This is a genomic window from Nitrospirota bacterium (assembly GCA_040752355.1).
Taxonomy (GTDB): Bacteria; Nitrospirota; Thermodesulfovibrionia; order Thermodesulfovibrionales; family Dissulfurispiraceae; genus JBFMCP01.
Genome location: JBFMHE010000027.1, coordinates 1 through 21,501, shown reverse-complemented (window position 1 = coordinate 21,501; position 21,501 = coordinate 1). Strand labels below are relative to the sequence as shown.

Sequence of the window (21,501 nt, the reverse complement as noted above, 5' to 3'; positions counted from 1 at the left end):
TCTGCAACTCTTCTTTCCTTTCACATATGGTTAAGATCGAAATAAACCCTATAAACTTAAACAATATTCATGCCCTCTATAAGCTATTGATATTGTTTGCTTTAGAAAAACATTCTGTTACCCAAACGTAACAACATCATTACACTGAATACGTTTTACCGTTATTTTTCAATCAGAAACAGCCTATGCAGGGACAAAGCCCGAATTGTTACAAAAAAGTAACATTTTTGGGCAATCATGATAAGGCAGACAGGGGCAAAGGTGCAACGGCGGGCAGATGAAAGGGAGTGATCGGGTGTATCGTACGTCCAAGCGCGCCCTGAGGGGAGGGGCGCTCCTCTATCAGCTCAACTCGTAGGCGTTCATCTTTTCCCAGAGGGTCTTTCTGCTGATGCCGAGCATCTCGGCCGCCCTGGTCCTATTTCCTCCCGCTTCCCTCAACACCCTGCTGATATGCTCCTTTTCAGCCCCGGCAGTCACTGCTGAGAGAGCAAGGCGCCTCTGGGGATGAGCGCCCTTCACGAGAGGAGCGGGCAGGTCCTCCTTCCCGATGGTATCGGAAGCCGACAGGGTAATGCACCGCTCGAGAATGTTTTCGAGCTCCCGTATATTGCCCGGGTAATCATAGCTCATGAGCGCATCGAGCGCGTCCTTTGAAAAGCGGACGGGGCTCCGCCGCCTGCTTTTGCATTGATTCATGAAATGGTCGATGAGATAAGGAATATCCTCCCGCCGCTCCCGCAACGGAGGAATGGTTACGGGTATCACATTGAGCCGGTAGTAGAGGTCCTCCCTGAACCGCCCGCTCTTCACCTCCTCCTCGAGATTCTTGTTCGTCGCGGCAATCACCCTCACGTCCACGGTGACCGTTTCGGTACCGCCGATCCTCTCGACCGACTTCTCCTGCAGCACCCGCAAGAGCTTCGATTGTGCGGCAGGCGGAAGGTCGCCGACCTCGTCGAGAAAGATGGTGCCGCCGCCGGCGAGCTCGAATCTGCCCGGCTTCTTCCTGATCGCGCCGGTAAACGCGCCCTTCTCGTGCCCGAACAGCTCGCTCTCGATAAGGCCTTCCGGGAGGGCTGCGCAGTTGACCTTTATGAGCGGTCCGTCTTTCCGCGCGCTCTGGTAGTGGATCGTCGTTGCCACCAGCTCCTTACCGGTCCCGCTTTCGCCGAGGATGAGCACGGTCGAGTCGGCGGCAGCGACCCTATCGATGAGCGAGAGGACTCTCTTCATCGCCTCACTCTCACCGATTATGTTCGGGGAGCGGTAGCAGCGGCTGATATCCCTCTTCAGCCGTATGTTCTCCTCCCTGAGCCGCTGCACCTCCAGCGCCCGCTCGATGATCAGCAGGAATTCATCGAGAGAGAAGGGCTTCGTTATATAATCGAAGGCGCCGAGCTTCATCGCTTCAACGGCGTCTTTGATGGTCCCGAAGGCGGTCATGATGATGACCTGAACCCTGCTCGTCTCCGTAACCTCCTTGAGGACATCGAGGCCATCGAGGTCCGGCAGCCTGACGTCGGTAATGACGATATCGCAGGGGGCGTCCTTAAACGCATGCAACGCCGGGGTCCCGGCATCGAAGGACGCGACCTCATAGCCTGCCGCCCTGAGGGCATCCTCAAGCGTAACCCTCATCAATTTGTCGTCCTCAATGAGAAAAACCGTCTTCTTCATAGCGGCGTCTGCTCCGGAATACGTACGGTAAACGTGCTGCCTTTGCCGACTTCGCTCTCGACGGAGATGTCTCCCTTGTAGTTCCTGACGATCTCGTAGGTCAGCCAGAGGCCGAGCCCCGTGCCCTCGCCGGGGGGCTTGGTCGTGAAGAAGGGATCGAATATCCTGCCGAGATGCTCCCGGGCGATGCCGCAGCCGGTGTCGATGACCTCTATCGTAACTGCTCCGCTGTCCCTGCGGCCCCTGACCGTGAGCGTGCCCCCCTGCTCCATGGCATGGACGGCATTGATGAAGAGATTGAGCAGCAGCTGCTGCAGGTCGTGCATATCGAACAGGAAGTGCAGGTCGGCGGGCACCTCATTGACAAAGACAACCCGGCCCTTTATCAGCTTGTACTCAATGAAGGAATAAACACTCTCCACGGCGTTCCTCATGGCAACAGCAACGGGGGCATGCTCCGCTTTCCTCGACATCCAGAGCAGCTTGTTAACCGTGCTCTCTATTCTTCCGAGCCCCTCGTTGATAAGGCCGAGGTACTTCTCCCTGAACGCCGGATTATCGTTCTGTTTGAGTATACCGAGGCAATTGAAGAGCCCGCCAAGGGGGTTGTTGATCTCATGCGCGACCCCTGAAGCGAGAATGCCGAGGGAGGCGAGCTTTTCGGACTGGACCATCTTCTCGTGCGCCTTTTTAAGCTCTTCGTTCGCCTGCTTTATTCTCTCGATCATGCTGTTGAACCGCTCGCCGAGCACGGCGAGCTCGTCATGCCCCTTTACTTCGACCTTGGCGTCAAGGAAATCGGCTCCTGTCCTCTCCATCGTGCTCGCAAGGTGGGTTATGGGCCTTATAAAACGCCTGCTCAGAAGAAGGATCATTGCAAAACCGGTCCCGATCAGGACGAGCGTGACGACGACGATAGTCCTCACCATACCCGCGATCTCCTGCTCCACCGCCTCAAGGGAGAGACCGAATTTCAGGGTGCCCCACCGCTTATTGCCGATCAGCAGGGGGACGCCGAAATCGAGGGCGTCATGGCCCTTTGCGGAAGACTGCTGTACGACGATCCGGCTTGCCTGCACCGCCTTCCTCGTAAGGCTGTCGGTATAGCGCTTGCCGTATTCGGTAATATCGTTATGGGAGATCACCTTTCCCTCCTCGTCGAGGATCGCGATATACAGCAGGTCCGCATCCTTCCGGCTGAATATCTCCATAAGGTAGTTGTCGATCAACCCGCCCTCCTCGACGAGCCCCAGCTTCTCGTAGATGAGGTCGTTGATAATGGGGATGGCGAGGGTCTCGCCGAGCAGCCGTCCCTTCTTCTCGATCTCCGCGTACATGAGATATTTTTCCCTCTCGACCGCCACATATCCCATAACGGTCATGAACAGGATGATCGCGACCGCGGTGATCAGAATGAACTTCGACTGGAGCGTAAGCCGGCCGAGGCGGCGTCTGAAGACGCTCCCGGTGTCTTTCGCCGCAGCAGCAACAGGATTCATAGCCGCACGTTCGGATGGCAGCTTCTTCCGCACGATTGGGGAATCGCATTGATCCGCTCCCGTATCCCCAGATAGTCGTTATCCGAGGCTTCGACAAAGCCGTATCTCAGGTCATCATCGAGCCGGTCCGTTATCGCCTTGTGGCGGCTGTTGCGCGGATCGAGCTCGAGCAGCGCTGTCTTGATAGCGCCGATGGCCTGCAACGGCGCTGCAGGTCCTGCAACGAGCGGCCCCGTCGGCACGGTTTCGGACTCGGCTATTGCTTTAATGCCGAGCTTCGCATATTTCTGCGCAACCGAATCCCTCACCGAGCCGGCATGGTATTGCCCTTTCAACACCGCCTTGACCACGGAGTCGTGGTAGTCGAAGTTGGTGTAGCGTTCGAGATCCTTGAGGTGTATCCCCGAATTCGCAAGAAGATAGCGGGGAATAAGATTGCCCGAGGTCGACTTGACAGCGGCAAAGGCAACCCGCTTGCCCTTCAGTTCGGAGATGGCAGCTATATCGGCGTCCTTTTTCGTGACAATGACGCTCCTGTAGGTTGCGCTGCCGTCGATGCCCTTCGGTCTCAGGATGCACGAGACGCCGTACCGTGCGCGGGCTTCGAGGTAGGTGAGCGGGCCGAGCAGGGCCACGTCGATCTCCCCATTACCGAGCCCCTGCACCGTCTCCTCGTAGGTCCTCTTGAGAACGAGCTCATAGATATGGGGAGTTCTCTTCGCAAGATAATCGAGCAGGGGCTGATATTTCTCATAGAGGATGCGGGGGTTATCCCTCGGGATCACCCCGAAGCGGATCGTCCGGGAGCTGCTCATCCGCAGCGTATCATTCGCATCGGCGGCAAGGGCTCGCTCCATCTTCCGGATCGAGTCGTAGGCGCTGTCCGCCATCTTCACGAACCCGTCTATCATCATCGCGTCGAGAATCGCCTTCCCCTTCGGCGTCTTGTGCATGGTCAGCAGGACGTTCCGTATCTTTTCTTTCAACGCAGGGTCGATGTCGCGGGAGACGACGACGGGCGGGATGCCGTAGGGAGGAGAGCGTTTGATGACTCTTACCTGTTGTGCGTAGGGAGACCCCTTTTTCAGCATGTAGTCATAGACAAGGCTGTCGACCGCGGCGGCATCCGCCAGCTTTTTTGCGACGAGCTCGACCGACTTATTGTGGCTGTAGCTGTAGTTGTATTTTTTGAAGAACTTTTCGGGGGCCGTGCCCATGGTTTTCAGCAGGTAGACGGGATAGAGATATCCCGAGTTGGATTTGGGGTCGGTAAAGGCGAAGGTCTTGCCCTTGAGCCCGGTGAACGAGCGCAGGGCGCTGTCCTTATGGGCGATTATATAGGAATGGTAGACCGCCTTGCCGTTGACGCTCGGCGCTGCCAGAAGCTCTACGCCGAAGTCCTTCCGGTTCATGACATATGAGGCGGAACAGACAAAAGCGATCTTCACGTCGCCCCGCTCGATCAGCGCATCCATCTCGCCATACGTGCGGCGGTGCACCATCCGCACCGGCTTCCTGATCTGCTCGCCTATGTAATCGATGATTTCCTGGTAGTACTTGACCGTATCGACCGGGGTGATCATCGAGGAGACGCCGATCTTCATCGGCTCTTTCTGGCGGGGAGACCCCTCGTGCGGCAGGAAGACAATCAGAAACACTGCTGTCAGCAACAAAGAAACTATGGCGGGGAATCTCGCTGCCATCACGCTGCTCGCCTCATTTTTCCTGGACTTCCTGCCTTCCTGGCGGGCGCGCCGGAGCTCGGGCATTTTTTATTGTACTCTTACGCCGCCCTCCGTAGCAAGGGCGCCCGGCGCCGAAAACACGAACGAGGAAGGGGACGCCCCCTTCCTCGTTCGTTGTACTTACTGTCCGGCGCCGGGCGACAGCTACTTCTTCTCCTGCGGAGGGGCCTCCCAGAGCCACACCTGGCCTTCGGCAGGCAGGGAAAGGATCGTCGACCACTCGATCCATCCGCCGTCATACGCTTTCACGTTTTTGTAGTCGAGGAGGTGCTTCAATGTCATGTAGGCATGCGCTGCGCGGTCGCCGCTATGGCAGTACTCATAGATCGATTTGTCCGGGGTGATGCCCTTCTCCTCGTACATCTTCCTGATCTCCTCCACCGGCTTGAAGACATGCTCCTCTTTTTTGTTCGCCTCCGAACCGGTGACATTGATCGCCTTCGGGACGTAGCCGCCCCGTATGGAGCGGATATTCTTGGCGTTGTATTCGGCTGCCGGCCGTACATCGAGGAGCACGACATCGGGCTTCGCGCCGTTCACCACATCCCTGTAGATATCGCTCCAGGTTATTATCATGTCGCGCCTTATCTCCTCATTTCTGACGTTGTACTTCGTCTTTTTTACGGAAACGGCGTCCTTGTCGAGGGAATAGCCGAGCGCCTTCCAGCGGACCGATCCGCCGTCGAGGAGCTTCAGCTTGCCGACAGGGTGCCCGTAGTACTCCATTATCACAAGGAACCTGCTCGCAAAGAGACCGTAGGTGTCGTCGTACGCCACTACCGTCGTCCCCTTGTCGATGCCGAGCCTCGACATGAGCTGCTCGAACTGCTCCCGTGTAGGATAGAGGGTCGGCGGTACGGCATCGGTGTTGCCGAGATCGAGGTACCGCTTGACCTGCACGGCGCCGGGGATATGCCCCTTCCCGTACGTATCCGGCTTGTTCGACACATCGACGATGCGGATGCTTCTGTCGCCGAGGCGCTCCTTCAGCCATTCGGCGCTTACCAGCATACCGGCCACTGCAGATGATGCGGTCAACAGAACGGTTGCTGCAACTAGGAAAAACACATACCGTGCGATCTTCATTCTTTTACTCTCCTTTCGCAGAATACGTTTACCCTTAAGGAAGCAAGAGGCGCATGATCCGGCGGTACCACTCACGCTTTAAACCACGAGGAGGTAGAATCAAGCTCGCCTGCATGCCGGGAAAGCTCGTCCGATGCCCTTCTTATTTCGGCAATGGAATTGCTCAGATTCCTTGTTATCACTGCAATGTTTTCCATATTGTGCGAGACCTCCTCGGATGCCGAAGACTGTTCCTCCGTTGCGGCCGCAATCCTCTGGACCATATCCGAAACCTGTCCCACGTAACTCACGATCTCATCCATCGCGCTCAAGGTGCTCTTTACATTCCCAAGCACTCTCTCGATCGAAGCCCTCTCCTCTCTCATGAAGCCGACCGACTTGCTCACCTCTTTCTGCATGGTCCCTACGGTGCGGCCGATATCATCCGCAGCGACCGTTGTCCTCTCTGCCAACTGCCGTACGCTGTCGGCGACAACAGCGAACCCGCGCCCCTGCTCTCCTGCCCTCGCTGCCTCGATCGCGGCATTCAGCGCCAGGAGATTGGTCTGATCGGCGATCTCTTTGATGAGGACTACAATGGTATTTATCTCATCGGATTTCTGTCCCAGGGCTTCCACCATTGCGGCAGACTCCTTGACGGTATCGGCAAAGCTCACTAACTCGTTCATGGTGGTATCCATCGACTCTTTTCCATGCTCCGCAGTGCCCTTCATCTTCTGCGCCGCTTCTGCCGTATTCGCTGCGTTTTTTGCAACATCAAGAGTAGTCTGGGACATTTCGGTCATCGCCGCAGCGGACTGTTCGGTCTGGGATGCCTGTTCCGTCGCCCCTTTATCAAGCGTTTCCGAGATAGAGGCGAGCACCTTCGAGTTTGTCGCAAGATCATTGATGATCTCCCGTATATGCGTGGTCATCTCTTTTAACCTTGTTGTAGCCTGGTTGAAATGGGAGGCAAGGGTTCCGAACTCATCTTTTCTCGATTCATCGAGCCGGACGCCCAGATCTCCGTTCCCGAACGCCTCAGCCATGGTGGTCAGCTCTTTTACAGGAGCGGTTATTGAGCGCTCGAGCATCTTGCTGAAGAGCACGCCGGCGACAAGCACTGCGATAACAATCACGATTACTCCCATGACAAAGGTCCTCACGATCGCATTTACCGATCTCACCGCTTTCTCCTGTTCGCCCTGCGCTGCGGTAACGCCCCTCCTGCCCTCTTCCCGCTGATGGGCTATCAGCGTCTTAAGCTTCTCATTGAGCGCTACGGCCTGCTGGGTGACCGTAAGGACATTCCGGAGCTCTTCTACGACGCCCCCCTTCGCCAGCAGCAGTCCCCTGATCTCGCCCAGAGAAGCAGAGACTCCCTTTATGAGGCTGGTCTCCTCGGCCCGCTTTGCCGACGACAGCAGATCGCCCACCCTCTTCTGGACGGCGCCGATGGTGTCGAACTTTCTTCGCATCTCATCCGTCACCCGGTCCAGCTCCTGAAGGATCCTTGCGCTGAAGAGCTCCTTTGTCAAAACCTTGATATCGTAGCCGAGCGAGAGGAGCTCGCTGTTCAGCGCCAGCATATCCGTAGCGGCGTTCGAGCTCTTGAGGGAGTCGCTGAACTTCGCATTCTCTGCGTTGAACTGCTCTGCTGATTTCTCATCGATCTCGGCAACGATAACGGTCAACTGGGAGAGCTTCTGCATGACAAAGGTCATCGTCGATGCAAACTTCTTCTTGGCCTCTTCATCCGGCCTGATCAGAAACGAATTTTTAAGCTCGATCAATCCCTGCGGACCGGTAACGCTCCTGGATACATCCGCAATCCCGTCGAGCAGTTCCTTGACCGCGCCGCTCCCGCCCTCCGACCTGACCAGGGCGCTCTGGGTTATCCATCGCGCTGCTCCGTTGTACTTGCTCTGTGCGACCGTTACGGCGGTCTTATTCTCGGCAGCGGCTATCTCCGTTATTGACTGTTTGAGATCCTTTATCGCGTTAACGACGATCTGGACATTCTTCACTCTGTGCGTGATTTTATCTCTGTTGTCATGCGACGACAAAACCTGCTCCATGGAGCTCTTCTGCCCTTTCTTTACCAGAGCATCCATGTCTCTTAATCGTTTGGACACGTCCTGCAATCGCGCCCTCATCAGGTTATCGGCAGCCCTTGCGCTATCCTCTGCCTTGACCCTGAACTCTGTGGTCTTGAACATCTCACTGGTGATACTCTCAAGCTCCCCTGTCCGGCTTTCCGATCCTCCTTTCAGAGCAGCGAGCTCTCCGGAAACCCTCTTTACATCAGCAAGGGTCTTTTCCGCCTCTGCCCTCGTTGCAGTGAAATCGCTGATCGAGGACGAAGCAGCGACTTTGAAGAGGTTTGATGTATGCTCCTGGAGCGTCCGCTGGAGCTCGACGGTCTTCAACTGATAGGGTGTCGAGCGCTCGGTCAGCAGCGAGAGTTTGTTCTGGACGAATTTTATTCCCACAAGACTGGCAACGCCTATTACCGCAAAGCCTGTCAGGGTCGCTCCGATATTGAGATAAAGCTTCTTCCGTATGGTCATGAACGCCCTCCGCTTCTTCCAGAGCCAGGGGAGACAATGCTCCTGCCCTGCAGACTGCTGCCGGGCAGGAGCATTGCCATGCAGGCTTTAATCCTTTATATACTTCTTCCCCTCACCCTTGAAGAAGTCGAGCACCTTTTTGACCGCAGGTGACGGTTCGCCCTTCGTAATAAGCATGAGGGGCCTGCTGATTTCCTGGGTCTCAACGATCTTTACCTTCTCCTTGTTTCCCGGGAGGTTGATGAATCCCATGCTGACTGCGCCGATGCCCTCGGGGAATTGCGCTACGTTGTCGATCTCTTTTCGTGTCGTCTCAACCTCCAAAGCGCCCGTTACATATGGTTCGCCATCCATAATGATCTTCTGGAAGACCTTTCTCGTTGCAGAGCCGAGATGTGAGGTAATAACCATGACCGGCATATCCTGACCGCCGACTTCCTTCCAGTTGGCGATCTTTCCGGTGTTGAGTCCTTTCAACTGCTCCTTCGAGAGCTTTGCTACGGGATTTGAAGGATTGACGATGACCTTGATACCATCGGAAGTGATGACATTTTCCTTCAGGCCTGCCGGAGCATCCTTTCCGGAAGCAGCCTTCATGCTCGCAACTGCGTCGGCAAGCTCTTCAGACGCCATGGAAGCATCGCACTTGCCGTTGACAAGGTCCTCGAGCCCGTTGCCGGTCCCGTTGCCGACAAGAATCAGCTTGATTCCCGTCGCCTTCTCGAGGGCCTCCCTCCCCGGCTCCATGACCCTCTTCTGTACGGTGGTCGAGCCATGCAATTTGACCTCTTCCGCCTGGGCTGCAGTCCCTCCTCCGAACAGCAATACCGCTATCACTGCACCCGCTATTGCCCCCCCTGCGACCGGAACACTCCTGAGCACCTTTCTCATGCCATCCTCCTGTCTCTCATTTCTACTGTCCCTCGACTGCGTTCAGAGCCGAAGCCGTGCCAATGAATCCTTGTTCAAACGGCACCCCGCAAAAATACGGTTTGGTTTATATATCCAAGCCCTGTCGCTACCGTGCGGCTACATGCCGCTGAAACAGACGTGGTCAGTATTTCTTCGGCGCTTATTGCCAAAACTTTAAGCTATAACCAAGAGTAAAGGCGTGCGTAACAGGGCTAAAGGGGAGACCCTGCAATAGTTATCCCTGCCCCCGGTTGACAATACCGTCCGCTCCGGTTATATTATATAAAAAAGTTTTTATGTATAGTTCCCTCTGCGTTTAGGAGAAGCGCAAACTGCCGTGCAGGACTTAACGGACATTTTTAAAGCCCTCTCCGACGAGACGCGGCTCAGGATCGTGAAGCTGCTCGAGCACGGCGAGCTCTGCGTCTGCGATATTGTCGCCGCAATCGATACGATTCAGCCCAAGATATCGTTCCACCTCAAAATCCTGAAGGAGGCGGGGCTGATCAGGGACCGCAAGCAGGGCAAATGGATTCACTACAGCATCGACGACTCAGACCTGTTCAAACGGTTCCTGGTCCTTTCGGTGATTGAGAGAATTTCGGACAATGATGTTCGTGAGGACAAAAAGAGACTCGAAGCATTCCTCAAGGGCAAAGACGCAAAGGGAACAGTCGTCCCTATAAAGAGGAAAACCGCATGCTGCGGGAGAGGCTGAGGGAATACCGGCAAGGGGTGAAAGGCGATGGCTGATACCGTGGGGAGAAGGCTTTCCTTTATAGACCGTTATCTGACCGTCTGGATATTTGCGGCAATGGCCCTCGGCGTCGGCGTGGGGTATTTCATTCCCGGAACAGAAGAATTCATAAACCGCTTTCAGGTAGGCGCCACCAACATACCCATTGCCGTCGGGCTTATCCTGATGATGTATCCGCCGCTCGCGAAGGTCAAATACGAGGAGCTCGGCGAGGTATTCAGGAATAAAAAAGTCCTCGGCCTCTCACTTATCCAGAACTGGATAATAGGTCCCATATTGATGTTCGTCCTTGCGATCGTCTTTCTCAGCTCCTATCCGGAGTACATGGTCGGGCTCATCATGATCGGCCTGGCCCGCTGCATCGCCATGGTCATTGTATGGAACGACCTCGCCTGCGGCGACCCGGAGTACGCTGCGGGCCTGGTCGCCTTCAATTCCCTGTTCCAGGTGCTCTTCTTTTCCGTATATGCCTATGTCTTTATCACGGTCCTCCCGACCTGGTTCGGGCTCGAAGGAGCAGTCGTCGAGGTGACCATCGGCCAGATCGCCGAGAGCGTCTTCATCTATTTGGGCATTCCCTTTATCGCCGGCATGCTCACCCGCTTTATGCTGCTGAAGACGAAAGGACGGCAGTGGTACGAGCAGGTGTTCATCCCGAAAATAAGCCCGGTTACTCTCATCTCGCTGCTCTTTACGATCGTCGTCATGTTCTCCCTGAAGGGCAATTACATCGTGAGACTTCCCCTTGATGTCGTCCGCATCGCCGTTCCGTTGCTCGTCTATTTCGTGGTCATGTTCCTGGCCTCGTTTTACATGGGACATAGGATCGGGACCGGTTACGAGAAGACCGCGACGCTCTCGTTCACGGCGGCGAGCAATAACTTCGAGCTCGCCATTGCGGTGGCCATAGCGGTGTTCGGCATCAATTCAGGGGCGGCCTTTGCTGCGGTCATAGGTCCGCTGGTCGAGGTGCCGGTCCTGATAGGGCTCGTCACTGTAGCGAAGTATTTCCAGAAACGGTACTTCACGGTGGACTATTGCAGAGTAAAGGATACGGCCCCTCTCTGAACTGCACCTATGGATGACGAGCGGAAACAGGCGTGCACGGCAGCTCGCGGGAGCGGGCCGGAGGGACAATGAGGATCGGGATTATGGGAGATATCCACGGAAACCTGGAGGCGCTAAAGGCCGCCTATAAGGAGGCCGTTGCCCGCGGCGCCGAGAGGATATATCATCTCGGCGACCTCGGGGGATATGCACCCTTCGTAAACGAGGCAGTGGACTTCCTCATCGAGCACGAGATCAGCGGCGTGCAGGGCAACTATGACGAAACGGTGGGAAACGACCGGGAGCATTGCGGATGCGCATACGAAGATCCGGTTCAGGCCGAAGTGTCGTCTTTGGGCTTCGAATGGACAAAAAAGCACGCATCTCCAGAAAGCAAAGAGTACATGAGAACGCTGCCGTTTGAAATATCCTTAACGGTCGGCAGCAAAAAGGTAATCATTTTCCATGCAACCCCGAAGAAAAACAATCTCTACTGGTATGAAGAGCGGCCGGAAAAGTTCTTCGAGGAGATGGCGGAGAAGGCGGATGCCGACATCCTCATTTACGGGCATACCCATAAACCGTACCGGAAAGATATCGGGGGCAAGGTCTTCATAAATGCCGGAAGCGTCGGGAAGCCGAAGGACGGCGACCCGAGGACCTGCATCACCATGGTCGAGATAGCACAGGATCAGGATACGGTAAAAAGTGAATTTGTAAGAGTCCCCTATGATGTCGAAAAGACCGCTTCAGCAATTATAGAACGAGGCTTGCCTCCCTATTTTGCGGAGAGGCTAAGGCAAGGGAGATAAGAAGAAGGGGCGTGGTCCGGATATGACTGATATAAAGCTGCAGCTTACAAAGAAAGAGGATCGTGGCGCTGGGTCGACATCGTGCTGCACCGGAGCGCAAAAGAAGAAACCGGAATGGATGATCGGTACGCTGACGACCCCGGCGGGGCCCGTTCCGCGGATATCGGGCGAGTGGTCGCGGACGGATTATTGGGGGGAGGTGAAATGCAGGACCAGCGCCTACAGGAACGACTATACAATCGATCCGGGCCTCTACGCAATCGGCACGCCGGATAACAGCTCGGAAGTCCTCGCAAGCGCCAATTACAAGCTCAGCTTCGACATGCTCCGCCGCGCAGTGAAGGGATCGAATGCCTGGATCCTCGTCCTCGACACGAGAGGCATCAACGTGTGGTGTGCCGCCGGAAAGGGCACGTTCGGGACAGAGGAGCTGATACGACGCATTGCGGTTACGGGGCTCGAAAGGGTCGTCGGGCATAAGAGAGTCATCGTGCCGCAGCTCGGGGCGCCGGGGATCAGCGCGCATGCGGTGAGCAAGAGATCGGGATTCAGGGTCCTTTACGGACCTGTCGATGCGAAGGACATCCCCGCCTATCTCGAGGCCGGCTGTAAGGCCTCGCCAGAAATGCGTACGGTCCGCTTCACCTTCCTGGACAGGCTGGTCCTCACCCCGATGGAAGTCATTCCCGCGATGAAGAAGTTCCCCTGGTTCGCCCTGCTCATCCTCGTTCTCTTCGGACTCCGGCCGTCCGGCATCCTCTTCAGCGATGCCCTGGCAGGCGGGCTGCCCTTCCTGCTGCTCGGCGTGCTGGCAGTTGCAGCCGGCGCTTTTTTCACCCCGCTCCTCCTCCCGTATATCCCTTTCAGGTCATTCGCCGCCAAAGGCTGGATCGCGGGAGTGGTCACCGTCTTCCTTTCCGTGAACGCAAACCTCTTCGATGCGTTCCATCAGATGGACCGCATACTGCTGGCCGCCGCATACCTCTTCTTCCCTCTCGCCGGCTCCTACATCGCGCTCCAGTTCACGGGCTCGACCACCTTCACCGGCATGTCGGGGGTCAGGAAGGAGCTGAAGGTCGCGCTGCCGCTCTACATAGTTTTTTCGATCGTCTCGTTCGTTCTCCTGCTCGTATTCAAGCTCGATCAATGGAGGATACTATGAAATACCTTCTGGATGTCGCAAGCCTCGAACTGTCTCCCGAACATTGTACGGGATGCGGCAGGTGCACCGAGGTCTGCCCGCACGCGGTCTTCGTTATTCGCGATAAACGAGCGGTCGTCACCGACCGGGACCGGTGCATGGAATGCGGCGCCTGTGTGAGCAACTGCCCGTCCGGTGCGCTGCGCGTGCAAAAAGGGGTAGGCTGCGCCGCTGCCCTCATCAACAGCATCATCACCGGCGGCGAGCCTTCCTGCGGCTGCAGCGGCAGCAGCGATACCAAGGGCGGCAGTTGCTGCTGATACGCAGCGGCTGAAGAGAATGCGTCAGTCTGCTATTTTCTGAATCGGCGCAATGCGAGGCCGATACCGGCGAGGCCTGCTCCGAACAAGAGCAGCGTCGAGGGCTCGGGAACAGGGGTGATGTCGAGGGAGACCACCACCGACCCGCTGTTGTCGTCGACCCAGGCGTCGTTCGAGTAGTCGTCGTTGAACCCGAGCCATACCTTTCCGGTGAGCCTGTTGAGGAACTCGACGCCGTCACCCACCACGAACAGCCCGCTGCTGTCCTGCTTCACGGTGCGCGGGAAGGCGTTCGGGTCGTCTGTCCCGATGTACCCTATGAGCTGGCCGTGCTGCCCGTTCCGGATCCATTCATCCCAGGTCAGCCCCGGCTGCGCACTCCCCCGGGGGCCGGAGAGCGGGGCGTCTTCGTTCCAGTCCGCCCAGGTCCAGCCGCCCGAGATATGATCGATGGCGACTGCATCATTGGGCCTGGCGACGATCCCGGTGTCGGTCCAGAGCGGGTCGCTTCCCACCGTGATCGTAACCGGCGCCGGCCACGCAGCCGAAACAAGAAGGCAGAGCAGCATAAGGGTGAGCATTAGTGATCGTTTCATGGTCTTCAGTACCTCCCCTGATAGTCATTGCGCGTCTCTGCTGCGGAAAGCCCCTCCTGCGCACCTGCGTTCTCAGCGCGGAGAGATTATGATGAGGGCACTCTTTTGTCGACAGGCCTGCACGGAGAGAAGACAGGAGGAAGAGCACGAGAAGAAAGCCTCTCTTTAAATTTGACCATAAAAAAGAACGAAACGCAACACCCCGACCCGGCGCGCCGCTGCGCGGTCTCCCTCGCACGCGAGAGGCGGGCGTGGCTGTATTGAGTTCCGCAGGGAAGAGCAGTATAGTTTGAGAAGGAGTCCCTCACCATACTTCAGGCGGAACCGCCAGGAACGACCACGTGCGCACCCCATTCGTTAAACAGGATGCGGCGAGGAGCATCCTCGCCGCCACGGTTATACCTCTTTTGCTGCTTGCCGCTTCGGGATGTGCAACCCTGCCCGATGCAGAGGCGCTCTTCGACCGACTCCCCGAATTCGAGGGTCTTCCGCTCATTGTCGGTGCGCAGGGCCCCTTGTCCCCGAAAGAGCGGCGGGCCGCCCTGCAGCAGCTCCGCAAGGAGGGAGTGCCGACCGATATCCTGGAGCGCCACATCAAGGTGATGGAGCTGGTGAGCGGCAGGGTGCTCGTCAGCGGCAACAGGGCGACCCTGCTGAAAGACGACCCCGTCACCTTCGACGCGATGCTGGACGCCATAGCGGATGCAAAAGACCACGTCAACCTCGAGACCTTCATTTTCAGCGACGACGAGGTGGGCAGCGAGTTCGCAGATCTCCTGCTCGAAAAGCAGTCCGAGGGCGTCCAGGTGAATCTCATCATCGACGGCCTCGGGTCGTTCAAGACCCCTTCGGAGTTCTTCGCACCGTTGCGCGCAGCCGGGGCCAGGACGGTCGAGTTCAACCCCGTCAGCCTGCGCAATCCCGCCGGGCTCCTGCGGATCACGCACCGGGACCATCGGAAGATCCTCGTGGTGGACGGGGAGGTCGCCTTTACCGGCGGCACCAATATAGCGGATATCTGCGCCCAGCCGTCCTTTGCATTCGGGATCGCCTCGAGGGGCGCGCCTCTCGAAAAACGCGATACGAACGTGCGGATAGAGGGTCCGGCGGCAGCGGAGTTCCAGAAGCTCTTTCTCGATATCTGGCGCGAGCAGAACGGCCCGGAGCTGCCGCTGAGGCGCTACTTCCCCCAGCCGGAGCATAAAGGGAACGACCTGGTCCGGGTGATCGACAGCTCACCCCGGCGCAAAGGGTACGGGACCGCCCACCTCCTGTACCTCTCCGCCATAGAGCACGCCGCATCCTCCATCCGTCTGACGAACGCCTATTTCATCCCCGACCGGCAGCTGCTGAAGGCGCTGAAGGAAGCGAGCGCGCGGGGGGTGGATATCAGCCTCATCGTGCCGGGCGTCACCGACAACATGATCGCCGTACACGGGGGAAGGTACTACTACTCCGCGCTTCTCGACGCAGGGGTCAAGATCTACGAGCGGCAGGGCATGATACTGCACGCCAAGACCGCGGTCATCGACGGGGTGTGGTCCACGATAGGGTCTACCAACCTCGACCATATCAGCCTCGTGAGAATGGATGAGGTGAACGCGGTGATCCTCAGCCGGGAGTTCGGGGCCGAGATGGAAGCGCTGTTTGCCGGCGATCTCAGGGAGTCGAAGCAGATACTTCCCGAGGAGTGGCAGGCGCGGCCGCTCCTCCCCCGGCTCGTGGAGTGGTTCAGCTCTCTCTTCCTGCGCGTGCTTTAGAGCGCGGCCCGTGCGTTCTCCCCCGGCGAACATGCCCCTCCCCTCCTGGTGTATAATAGAAAGGCAATGTCGCCGTACCGCACGATTTCGCAGTCATCACCTTTCCCGAGCAGGACCTCGTAGATGCCGGCAGCCCTGTTGACCATCCTCCTCCTGGCAAGCTCCTTTTTCACCACAGCCGGTATCCAGGATCTGATGCCTGCCAGGGAGCCCGTGGCGCTCGGTCCGCAGGAGGCATGTACGGAGCGGTGGACGTGCCGCGATCCCGCCCCGCTTGCCGCTCTCTGGGAAGCGACCGCGCAGGGAGAGCGTCCCCTCCGTATCGCCTCTTACAATGTCCATAAGTGCACGGGGATGGATTTCCGGAGAGATCCCGAACGCATCGCGGCGGTGCTCCGTTCGCTCGACGCTGATATCATCTCGCTCCAGGAGGTCCTCTCCGACCCGGGTGACGCCGCCTCGGCCCAGGTGCGTTACCTTGCGGAAAAGACCGGCATGCACATGGCGGTCGCCGGGCCCACGAAACGCAAAAAGGACGGCGACTACGGCAATGCGCTGCTCAGCCGCTTCCCGATCACCGCAGTGCGGTTCCACGATATCAGCCTCGGCGCGTTCGAGCCGCGAGGCGTGATCGACGCGGACATCAAGATCGGTGACCTGACCGTGCGCGTGGTGGCCACGCATCTCGGCCTCTGGCCGGTGGAGCGGAGCCGCCAGGTGGACCGCCTCCTCGAAATCCTGCCGGAGCGTCCCGAAGCCCCGCTGATCGTTATGGGCGACATGAACAGCTGGCTGCCCGGCAGTCCCGTGCTGCGGCGGCTGCATGAGCGGTTGGGAAAGCCCGTTGCCGCGATGCGTTCCTACCCTGCATCGTTCCCCCTCCTTCCCCTGGACCGGATATGGGTCCTGCCCTCGGAGCGTCTGCATGCAGCGGACGTCCCGGCATCCCGGCTGCTCCGCATCGCCTCCGACCACCTGCCCGTGGTCGCTGCCGTCTATCTGCGCGAAGTATCGTTAGACGCGAACGCCGCAACTTCCCTTCGGTAAGGAGTCCGCAGAGCTAACCACGGACTCCTTACCCGACCCTCCGACGGGGGTCTCATTCCAGATCCCGGACAGCGGCGAATTCGCCATCGAAATTGATCACCGCCCACACGGTCTTTGTGCTCGTGTCGACGCCGTAGGTCCCGAGCTCATAACCGGGTCTCCAGGGGCCTTTGGCGAATCTCTTCCTGAAATAGCCGAAGTTCATATCCACCGCCCTGACCCAGGCGCCGTCGGCATTTTTTGCCGCGAGGCGGAAACCGCCGTTGCCGAGGTGCAAACCGTTGCGCCTTTCGTCCTCGTAGGTCATGGCAAGGGTGTAAACATCGCTCTCCTTGCTCTCGGCTGCATCGGGCATCAGCCCGACGAGATCGAGCCCTCGGTTCGGGTCATCCCAGAGGCTCAGATTGTCGGCCATACCCCACAGGCTGAGGACATTGCTTGCGATGTTATCCTGGGCCGGGCGGACGGTCCATCCGGTATTCACGGTCTTTGTCAGGAGCCGGCTGAGATAATCGGTTTCTGAATTGCCGTTTACGCCGTCGAGAATCTTGGCAGTCGTTCCTTCAAAACGGTCCTCCACGATGGTGTATGGGGCGCCCTGAGCGACCTCGAATTGCCTGCCATTCAGACTGTAGCCGAAGGTCTCGCGCAAATGGAAAGGGAATGTACCGGGAGGGGTTATGAGATCGATATCACCGTAATTGCTGCCGTGGCTCGACGAATAAAAGTCCACGTAGACCCGGGGACCGTCAACGGTAACGATATAGTAGCCGATGGTGAAGAGCTCCTGCTGGAGCGGCGTTTCCCTTCCGTCATCGCCCGGTCTCGGGATGTAGAACTTGTAGCTGTTCGAAGAGCAGATGAGCTGGCCCACGCTGGACAGGCCGTCGGAGGTCCTGACGATGGAGCGGTGGTGCATATGGTCGTGGCCGCTCATGTGCAGGCGCACGCCGCTATCGCAGAGGCTCTTGATGAATTGATCACGGGCAGCGGCATTCGAGGTGAGGCTCGATCCGAAGAGGACATCCTTGTGGTTCTGTCCGATCAGGTTCTTGTGCGAGAAGACAAAGGCGTGGCTGTCCGAGGGTTTGGACCGAAGCATCGCGTCGACCCAATCCACCTGATCGACGGCGTTGTTATTAGTGCTGTTGTTGAAACTAGTGCCATCCGCTCTCGTAAACTGATCGATCAGTACGCAGCGGACATTCTCATAATCAAAGGAATAGGTCAGCCCTCTCAATCTCTCACCGAGAGGGTCGGTAGCGGTGGAGGGCATGACAGGACTCTGGAAATTCTGGGCGCCGAAAACGTAAGACCCAAGGCCCAGCGTCTGCGGGAACAGGAAGGGAATCTCCGCTGCCGCGGTCTTACTGCCTTCGTGATTGCCGCGGACCGGGAAGAATCCGATACCGGCATCGTACAGCGCCTGAGCGGCGCTCGCCCTGGTGGGAAGGGAGCGGGGGCCGGCAGAGGTACCATCCGCCGTTTCCTTATCGACCAGGTCGCCTACCTGAATGACGAATCGCACGTCGTGCTGGATGAACTGCTGGTTCAGTGCGTTGATGATCGAGACCGCGCATGAAGCGGGTTCGCCTCCTGCGTTGAAGCCCGTGCGCCACTGGGTATCGGCCATAACGCCGAACCTCCAGGCATTACCGGAAGCAAAAGCGCTCCGCGGAGTAAACAAGGGCGCGTTCAGGCCGCCTATGGCCATGCCTGCGAGACCGATGCCCCCGATCTTCAGAAAATCCCTTCTGCTCATGCTCATCGTTCTTTTCCTCCTCGTTTCTATTCAGGATAGGGTGGTGCGAACTCCCCCGATGGACCGGAACCCGCGTCATGTGCCCAGCGCTGTAGTTCACGGCACCGATAACGCTCCCCTGATCCTGCAGGTGACAGGCCCCTGCCCGTTCTCCTGCATCTACTCGGGATACGGTACCACGCTCCCTGTTGCAGGATGATGACGGCGACGTTAAAAAAATGTCATCGGTACTCCTTATGCTTCACCGGGGATGCAGAGGCGGTTGATCGGCTCCTGCCATGGGCGGTCATGAGGTATTGAATGAAAGATCGGCTTGCGGTCGCTGCCGCGCTGTGCTAGGGTAAGGGCGCCGTGCTTGGCCGGAGAGAAGAAAGGCGACGTCGGATGCCCGGGCTCTTGCACGAGCAGACAAGGAGACCTGAATGTACAATCCGGAAAAAAAGTTGCCCTCTGAATGCGGGGGAATGTTTACCATCGTCAGGAAGGAGGACCTCCTTTCCCCCCATCGCGAAGAGCTGTTCTCGCACCCGGACAGCGCCGAGTGGACGGTCCTGATCGACAAGAAGCCCTACATCACCCATACCCATGACTTCAGGACACGGATGTATGTCGCTGAGCTGCTCACCGGCAAAGGCACGCATATCCGCAGCGTCTACCAGCCGATCATCGATCTGAAGGAAAAGCGGGTCTTCGGTTTCGAAGGGCTCTCGCGTTTCACGCTTGCCGGGAAGGGCTATTCACCGCTGAAGGTCTTCGAAGATGCCTTTGAAATAGGCCTTTTGGGAGAGCTCGAATGGGCCTGCCGCGAGACGGTGATCAACTCATTCGCACAGCCCGAGAGCGTCCTCTTCGTCAATATCTCCCCCAACACGAAGCACTCGGAGAACTTCGGTGCAGGACTCACCGCGCGGTTCATCGAGAACGCCGGGCTCACCAGGGACCGCGTGGTTCTCGAAATCACGGAATCCGCGAAGCTCTTCGATATCGAGGAGGCAAAGGAGATCGTCCTGTATTACAAGAATGCCGGGTTCAGGCTCGCCCTGGACGACTTCGGGATGGGGTACAATTCATTGGGTCTCCTTTTTGCACTCGTCGATTTCGTGGACTTCGTGAAGATCCCGCGCGAGCTCGTGCACGGCATCAGCAAGAGCAACCTGAAGCTCGACATGATCCGCGCCATCCGGGATATATGCTTCACCAACGGCAAGTACATAATCGTCGAGGGCGTGGAAATGTCCGAGGACCTCGAATATATCGTCGATCTCGGCATCGATCTCGCCCAGGGCTACTTCTTTGCAAAGCCCCTCGAGCCCAACTGCCTCGCCGATACGCACCTGGTCGAGAGGGTCCTCGATAAGATGATAACGTTCAAGAATACGCATACCGTCAATAACGGCAGAAAAAATCTGAAGAGGAGAATCCCCGTCATCGTCCTCGACACATCGATGAAATTCCGCGAGCTGGAGAAGCTCATCCATGACCTCCTGACCAGCAGCTCGATCATACTGCTCGACACCCCCGAACGTCCTTACGTGCTCAATACGCTGGAGTACCTCGAGTTCATATCCGATACCGTGATGAGGGATCTGCTCCACTTCCGGTCCTTCGACCAGATCGCAGCGGCTCGTTACCAGTGGCTGAAGCACCTCGACGATTCCCTCGTATATCCCCTTGAAGCCCCGAGTGTCTTCGATCTCTACCTCTTCTTCGAAAGCAGCAGCCGCGATATTGTCGTTATCAGGGAGGGAGGCAGGCCGGCGTACTACGCCACGCGGGACAGCGTGTATAAATCGATGAGCGACATGCTGTATTTCGACCGCGTCTCGGTCAACCCGCTCACCGGGCTCCCCGGCAACAGGGCGGTAGAGAAAAAGATCGACGGCATGCTCAAGTCCGGAACGCCGTTCTGGGTAGGCTATGTCGATTTGGACAACTTCAAGGCCTTTAATGACCACTATGGCTTCGCCTCGGGCGATGTCATGCTGAAGCGCGTGGGCTCCTGCATGGAACGCGAAATCAAGGAGCGCTTCCGGAACGACGGCTTTGTCTGCCACATCGGCGGCGATGACTTCGTCTTTATCGTGCCTGATACAGGCCGCAAGAATCTGGAGGAATTCGTTGCACAGTTTACGAAGCGGTTGAGCGATTCCATTCTCTCTCTTTACAGCGATGAGGATAAGGAGCTGGGCTACTTCGAGGGGGTGGACAGGGATGACACTATGAAACAGTTTCCGCTTGCGTCCGTGTCCCTGGCCGTCACCTCGAGCAGTGACAAAGAGGACTACCTCGCCATATCGAAGCAGCTTTCACACCTTAAGAGGGCGGCCAAGCTGCAGCAAGGCAGCGCATACATCATCGACTGAGCCTTCCTGGCCGGGAGACGGTGACTACTTCGCGGTCTCTTCCTCGGGGTGCTGCATGTGGCGGATGATCTTGCCTGCCACCAGGTAGATGACCATCTCGGCGATATTCGTCGCGTGGTCCGCGATGCGCTCCAGATACTGGGCCACGAAGCTGATCTTCATCGCCCTCGTCGCGGTGCTCGGGTCCTGCACCATGAAGAAGAGCAGCTCCTGCAGGATCTGGTGCTTCAGATCATCCACTTCATCGTCCCGCATGATCACGTCCATCGCAAGCCGCTTGTCCCGCTCCACAAAGGCATCGAGGGCGTCCCTCGTCATGCCCTGCGAGATCTGGCTCATCCGGGGAATATCGATGTAGGGCTTCAGCAGCGGCTCCTCGTTGAGCTCCAGGGCGCGCTCCGCTATGTTGACGGCGAGGTCTCCCA

18 protein-coding genes are annotated in these 21,501 nt (G+C 57.7%); 8 read left to right on the top strand and 10 right to left on the bottom strand.

Annotated features, from left to right (window positions below):
* Window positions 1-342: 342 nt before the first annotated feature.
* The 6 genes from AB1805_15635 to AB1805_15610 form a co-directional block, all read right to left on the bottom strand.
* Window positions 343-1,680 carry a sigma-54 dependent transcriptional regulator gene (locus AB1805_15635; protein MEW5746862.1) on the bottom strand — a complete coding sequence of 446 codons (1,338 nt, stop codon included), beginning with the start codon at window positions 1,678-1,680 and terminating at the stop codon, window positions 343-345.
* Window positions 1,677-3,179 carry an ATP-binding protein gene (locus tag AB1805_15630; GenBank protein MEW5746861.1) on the bottom strand — a complete coding sequence of 501 codons (1,503 nt, stop codon included), beginning with the start codon at window positions 3,177-3,179 and terminating at the stop codon, window positions 1,677-1,679. The genes AB1805_15635 and AB1805_15630 overlap by 4 nt, the downstream gene beginning before the upstream one ends.
* A complete protein-coding gene (gene phnD, locus AB1805_15625; protein ID MEW5746860.1) occupies window positions 3,176-4,882 on the bottom strand; it encodes a phosphate/phosphite/phosphonate ABC transporter substrate-binding protein in 1,707 nt (568 codons plus the stop codon). The genes AB1805_15630 and phnD overlap by 4 nt, the downstream gene beginning before the upstream one ends.
* A 186-nt stretch (window positions 4,883-5,068) precedes the next feature.
* The gene (locus AB1805_15620; protein ID MEW5746859.1) at window positions 5,069-6,010 is read right to left on the bottom strand and encodes a sulfurtransferase; all 942 of its coding nucleotides are present in this window, start codon (window positions 6,008-6,010) and stop codon (window positions 5,069-5,071) included.
* 71 nt (window positions 6,011-6,081) lie between these two features.
* A complete protein-coding gene (locus tag AB1805_15615) occupies window positions 6,082-8,559 on the bottom strand; it encodes a methyl-accepting chemotaxis protein (protein ID MEW5746858.1) in 2,478 nt (825 codons plus the stop codon).
* An 87-nt stretch (window positions 8,560-8,646) separates the two neighbouring features.
* Entirely contained in the window at window positions 8,647-9,450 is an 804-nt protein-coding gene (locus AB1805_15610; GenBank protein ID MEW5746857.1) for a substrate-binding domain-containing protein, read from the bottom strand.
* Between the two features lie 358 nt (window positions 9,451-9,808).
* Between AB1805_15610 and AB1805_15605 the strand changes: the two genes are divergently transcribed.
* From AB1805_15605 to hgcB, 5 genes are all read left to right on the top strand, one after another.
* A complete protein-coding gene (locus AB1805_15605) occupies window positions 9,809-10,189 on the top strand; it encodes a metalloregulator ArsR/SmtB family transcription factor (GenBank protein ID MEW5746856.1) in 381 nt (126 codons plus the stop codon).
* Window positions 10,190-10,216: 27 nt separating this feature from the next.
* Complete coding sequence (arsB, locus tag AB1805_15600; GenBank protein MEW5746855.1) at window positions 10,217-11,296, top strand: ACR3 family arsenite efflux transporter; 1,080 nt, start codon at window positions 10,217-10,219, stop codon at window positions 11,294-11,296.
* Window positions 11,297-11,364: 68 nt separating this feature from the next.
* On the top strand, window positions 11,365-12,087 hold the full coding sequence (locus tag AB1805_15595) for a YfcE family phosphodiesterase (protein ID MEW5746854.1): 723 nt from the start codon (window positions 11,365-11,367) through the stop codon (window positions 12,085-12,087).
* 118 nt (window positions 12,088-12,205) lie between these two features.
* The gene (hgcA, locus tag AB1805_15590) at window positions 12,206-13,249 is read left to right on the top strand and encodes a mercury methylation corrinoid protein HgcA (protein MEW5746853.1); all 1,044 of its coding nucleotides are present in this window, start codon (window positions 12,206-12,208) and stop codon (window positions 13,247-13,249) included.
* Window positions 13,246-13,548, top strand: a complete 303-nt coding sequence (hgcB, locus tag AB1805_15585) for a mercury methylation ferredoxin HgcB (GenBank protein MEW5746852.1) — start codon at window positions 13,246-13,248, stop codon at window positions 13,546-13,548. Before hgcA ends, hgcB begins: the two co-directional genes overlap by 4 nt.
* 32 nt (window positions 13,549-13,580) lie before the next feature.
* On the opposite strand, the gene AB1805_15580 is transcribed toward hgcB, so the two are convergent.
* Window positions 13,581-14,144, bottom strand: coding sequence for a PEP-CTERM sorting domain-containing protein (locus AB1805_15580; GenBank protein MEW5746851.1), 564 nt, complete (start codon window positions 14,142-14,144; stop codon window positions 13,581-13,583).
* 341 nt (window positions 14,145-14,485) lie between these two features.
* Here AB1805_15580 and AB1805_15575 point away from each other — a divergent pair, with 341 nt between their 5' ends.
* Window positions 14,486-15,904 carry a phospholipase D-like domain-containing protein gene (locus AB1805_15575; GenBank protein MEW5746850.1) on the top strand — a complete coding sequence of 473 codons (1,419 nt, stop codon included), beginning with the start codon at window positions 14,486-14,488 and terminating at the stop codon, window positions 15,902-15,904.
* Here the strand turns inward: AB1805_15575 and AB1805_15570 are convergent.
* Window positions 15,901-16,080, bottom strand: coding sequence for a hypothetical protein (locus AB1805_15570; protein ID MEW5746849.1), 180 nt, complete (start codon window positions 16,078-16,080; stop codon window positions 15,901-15,903). The genes AB1805_15575 and AB1805_15570 overlap by 4 nt on opposite strands.
* Before the next feature lie 19 nt (window positions 16,081-16,099).
* On the opposite strand from AB1805_15570, the gene AB1805_15565 reads away from it, so the two are divergent.
* On the top strand, window positions 16,100-16,951 hold the full coding sequence (locus AB1805_15565) for an endonuclease/exonuclease/phosphatase family protein (GenBank protein ID MEW5746848.1): 852 nt from the start codon (window positions 16,100-16,102) through the stop codon (window positions 16,949-16,951).
* A gap of 52 nt (window positions 16,952-17,003) precedes the next feature.
* Here AB1805_15565 and AB1805_15560 read toward each other — a convergent pair whose 3' ends face one another.
* Complete coding sequence (locus AB1805_15560) at window positions 17,004-18,719, bottom strand: metallophosphoesterase (GenBank protein MEW5746847.1); 1,716 nt, start codon at window positions 18,717-18,719, stop codon at window positions 17,004-17,006.
* Window positions 18,720-19,177: 458 nt separating this feature from the next.
* Between AB1805_15560 and AB1805_15555 the strand changes: the two genes are divergently transcribed.
* A complete protein-coding gene (locus AB1805_15555) occupies window positions 19,178-21,076 on the top strand; it encodes a GGDEF domain-containing protein (protein ID MEW5746846.1) in 1,899 nt (632 codons plus the stop codon).
* 24 nt (window positions 21,077-21,100) lie between these two features.
* On the opposite strand, the gene AB1805_15550 is transcribed toward AB1805_15555, so the two are convergent.
* The coding region (locus AB1805_15550; GenBank protein ID MEW5746845.1) for a PhoU domain-containing protein at window positions 21,101-21,501 on the bottom strand (401 nt) is incomplete at its 5' end.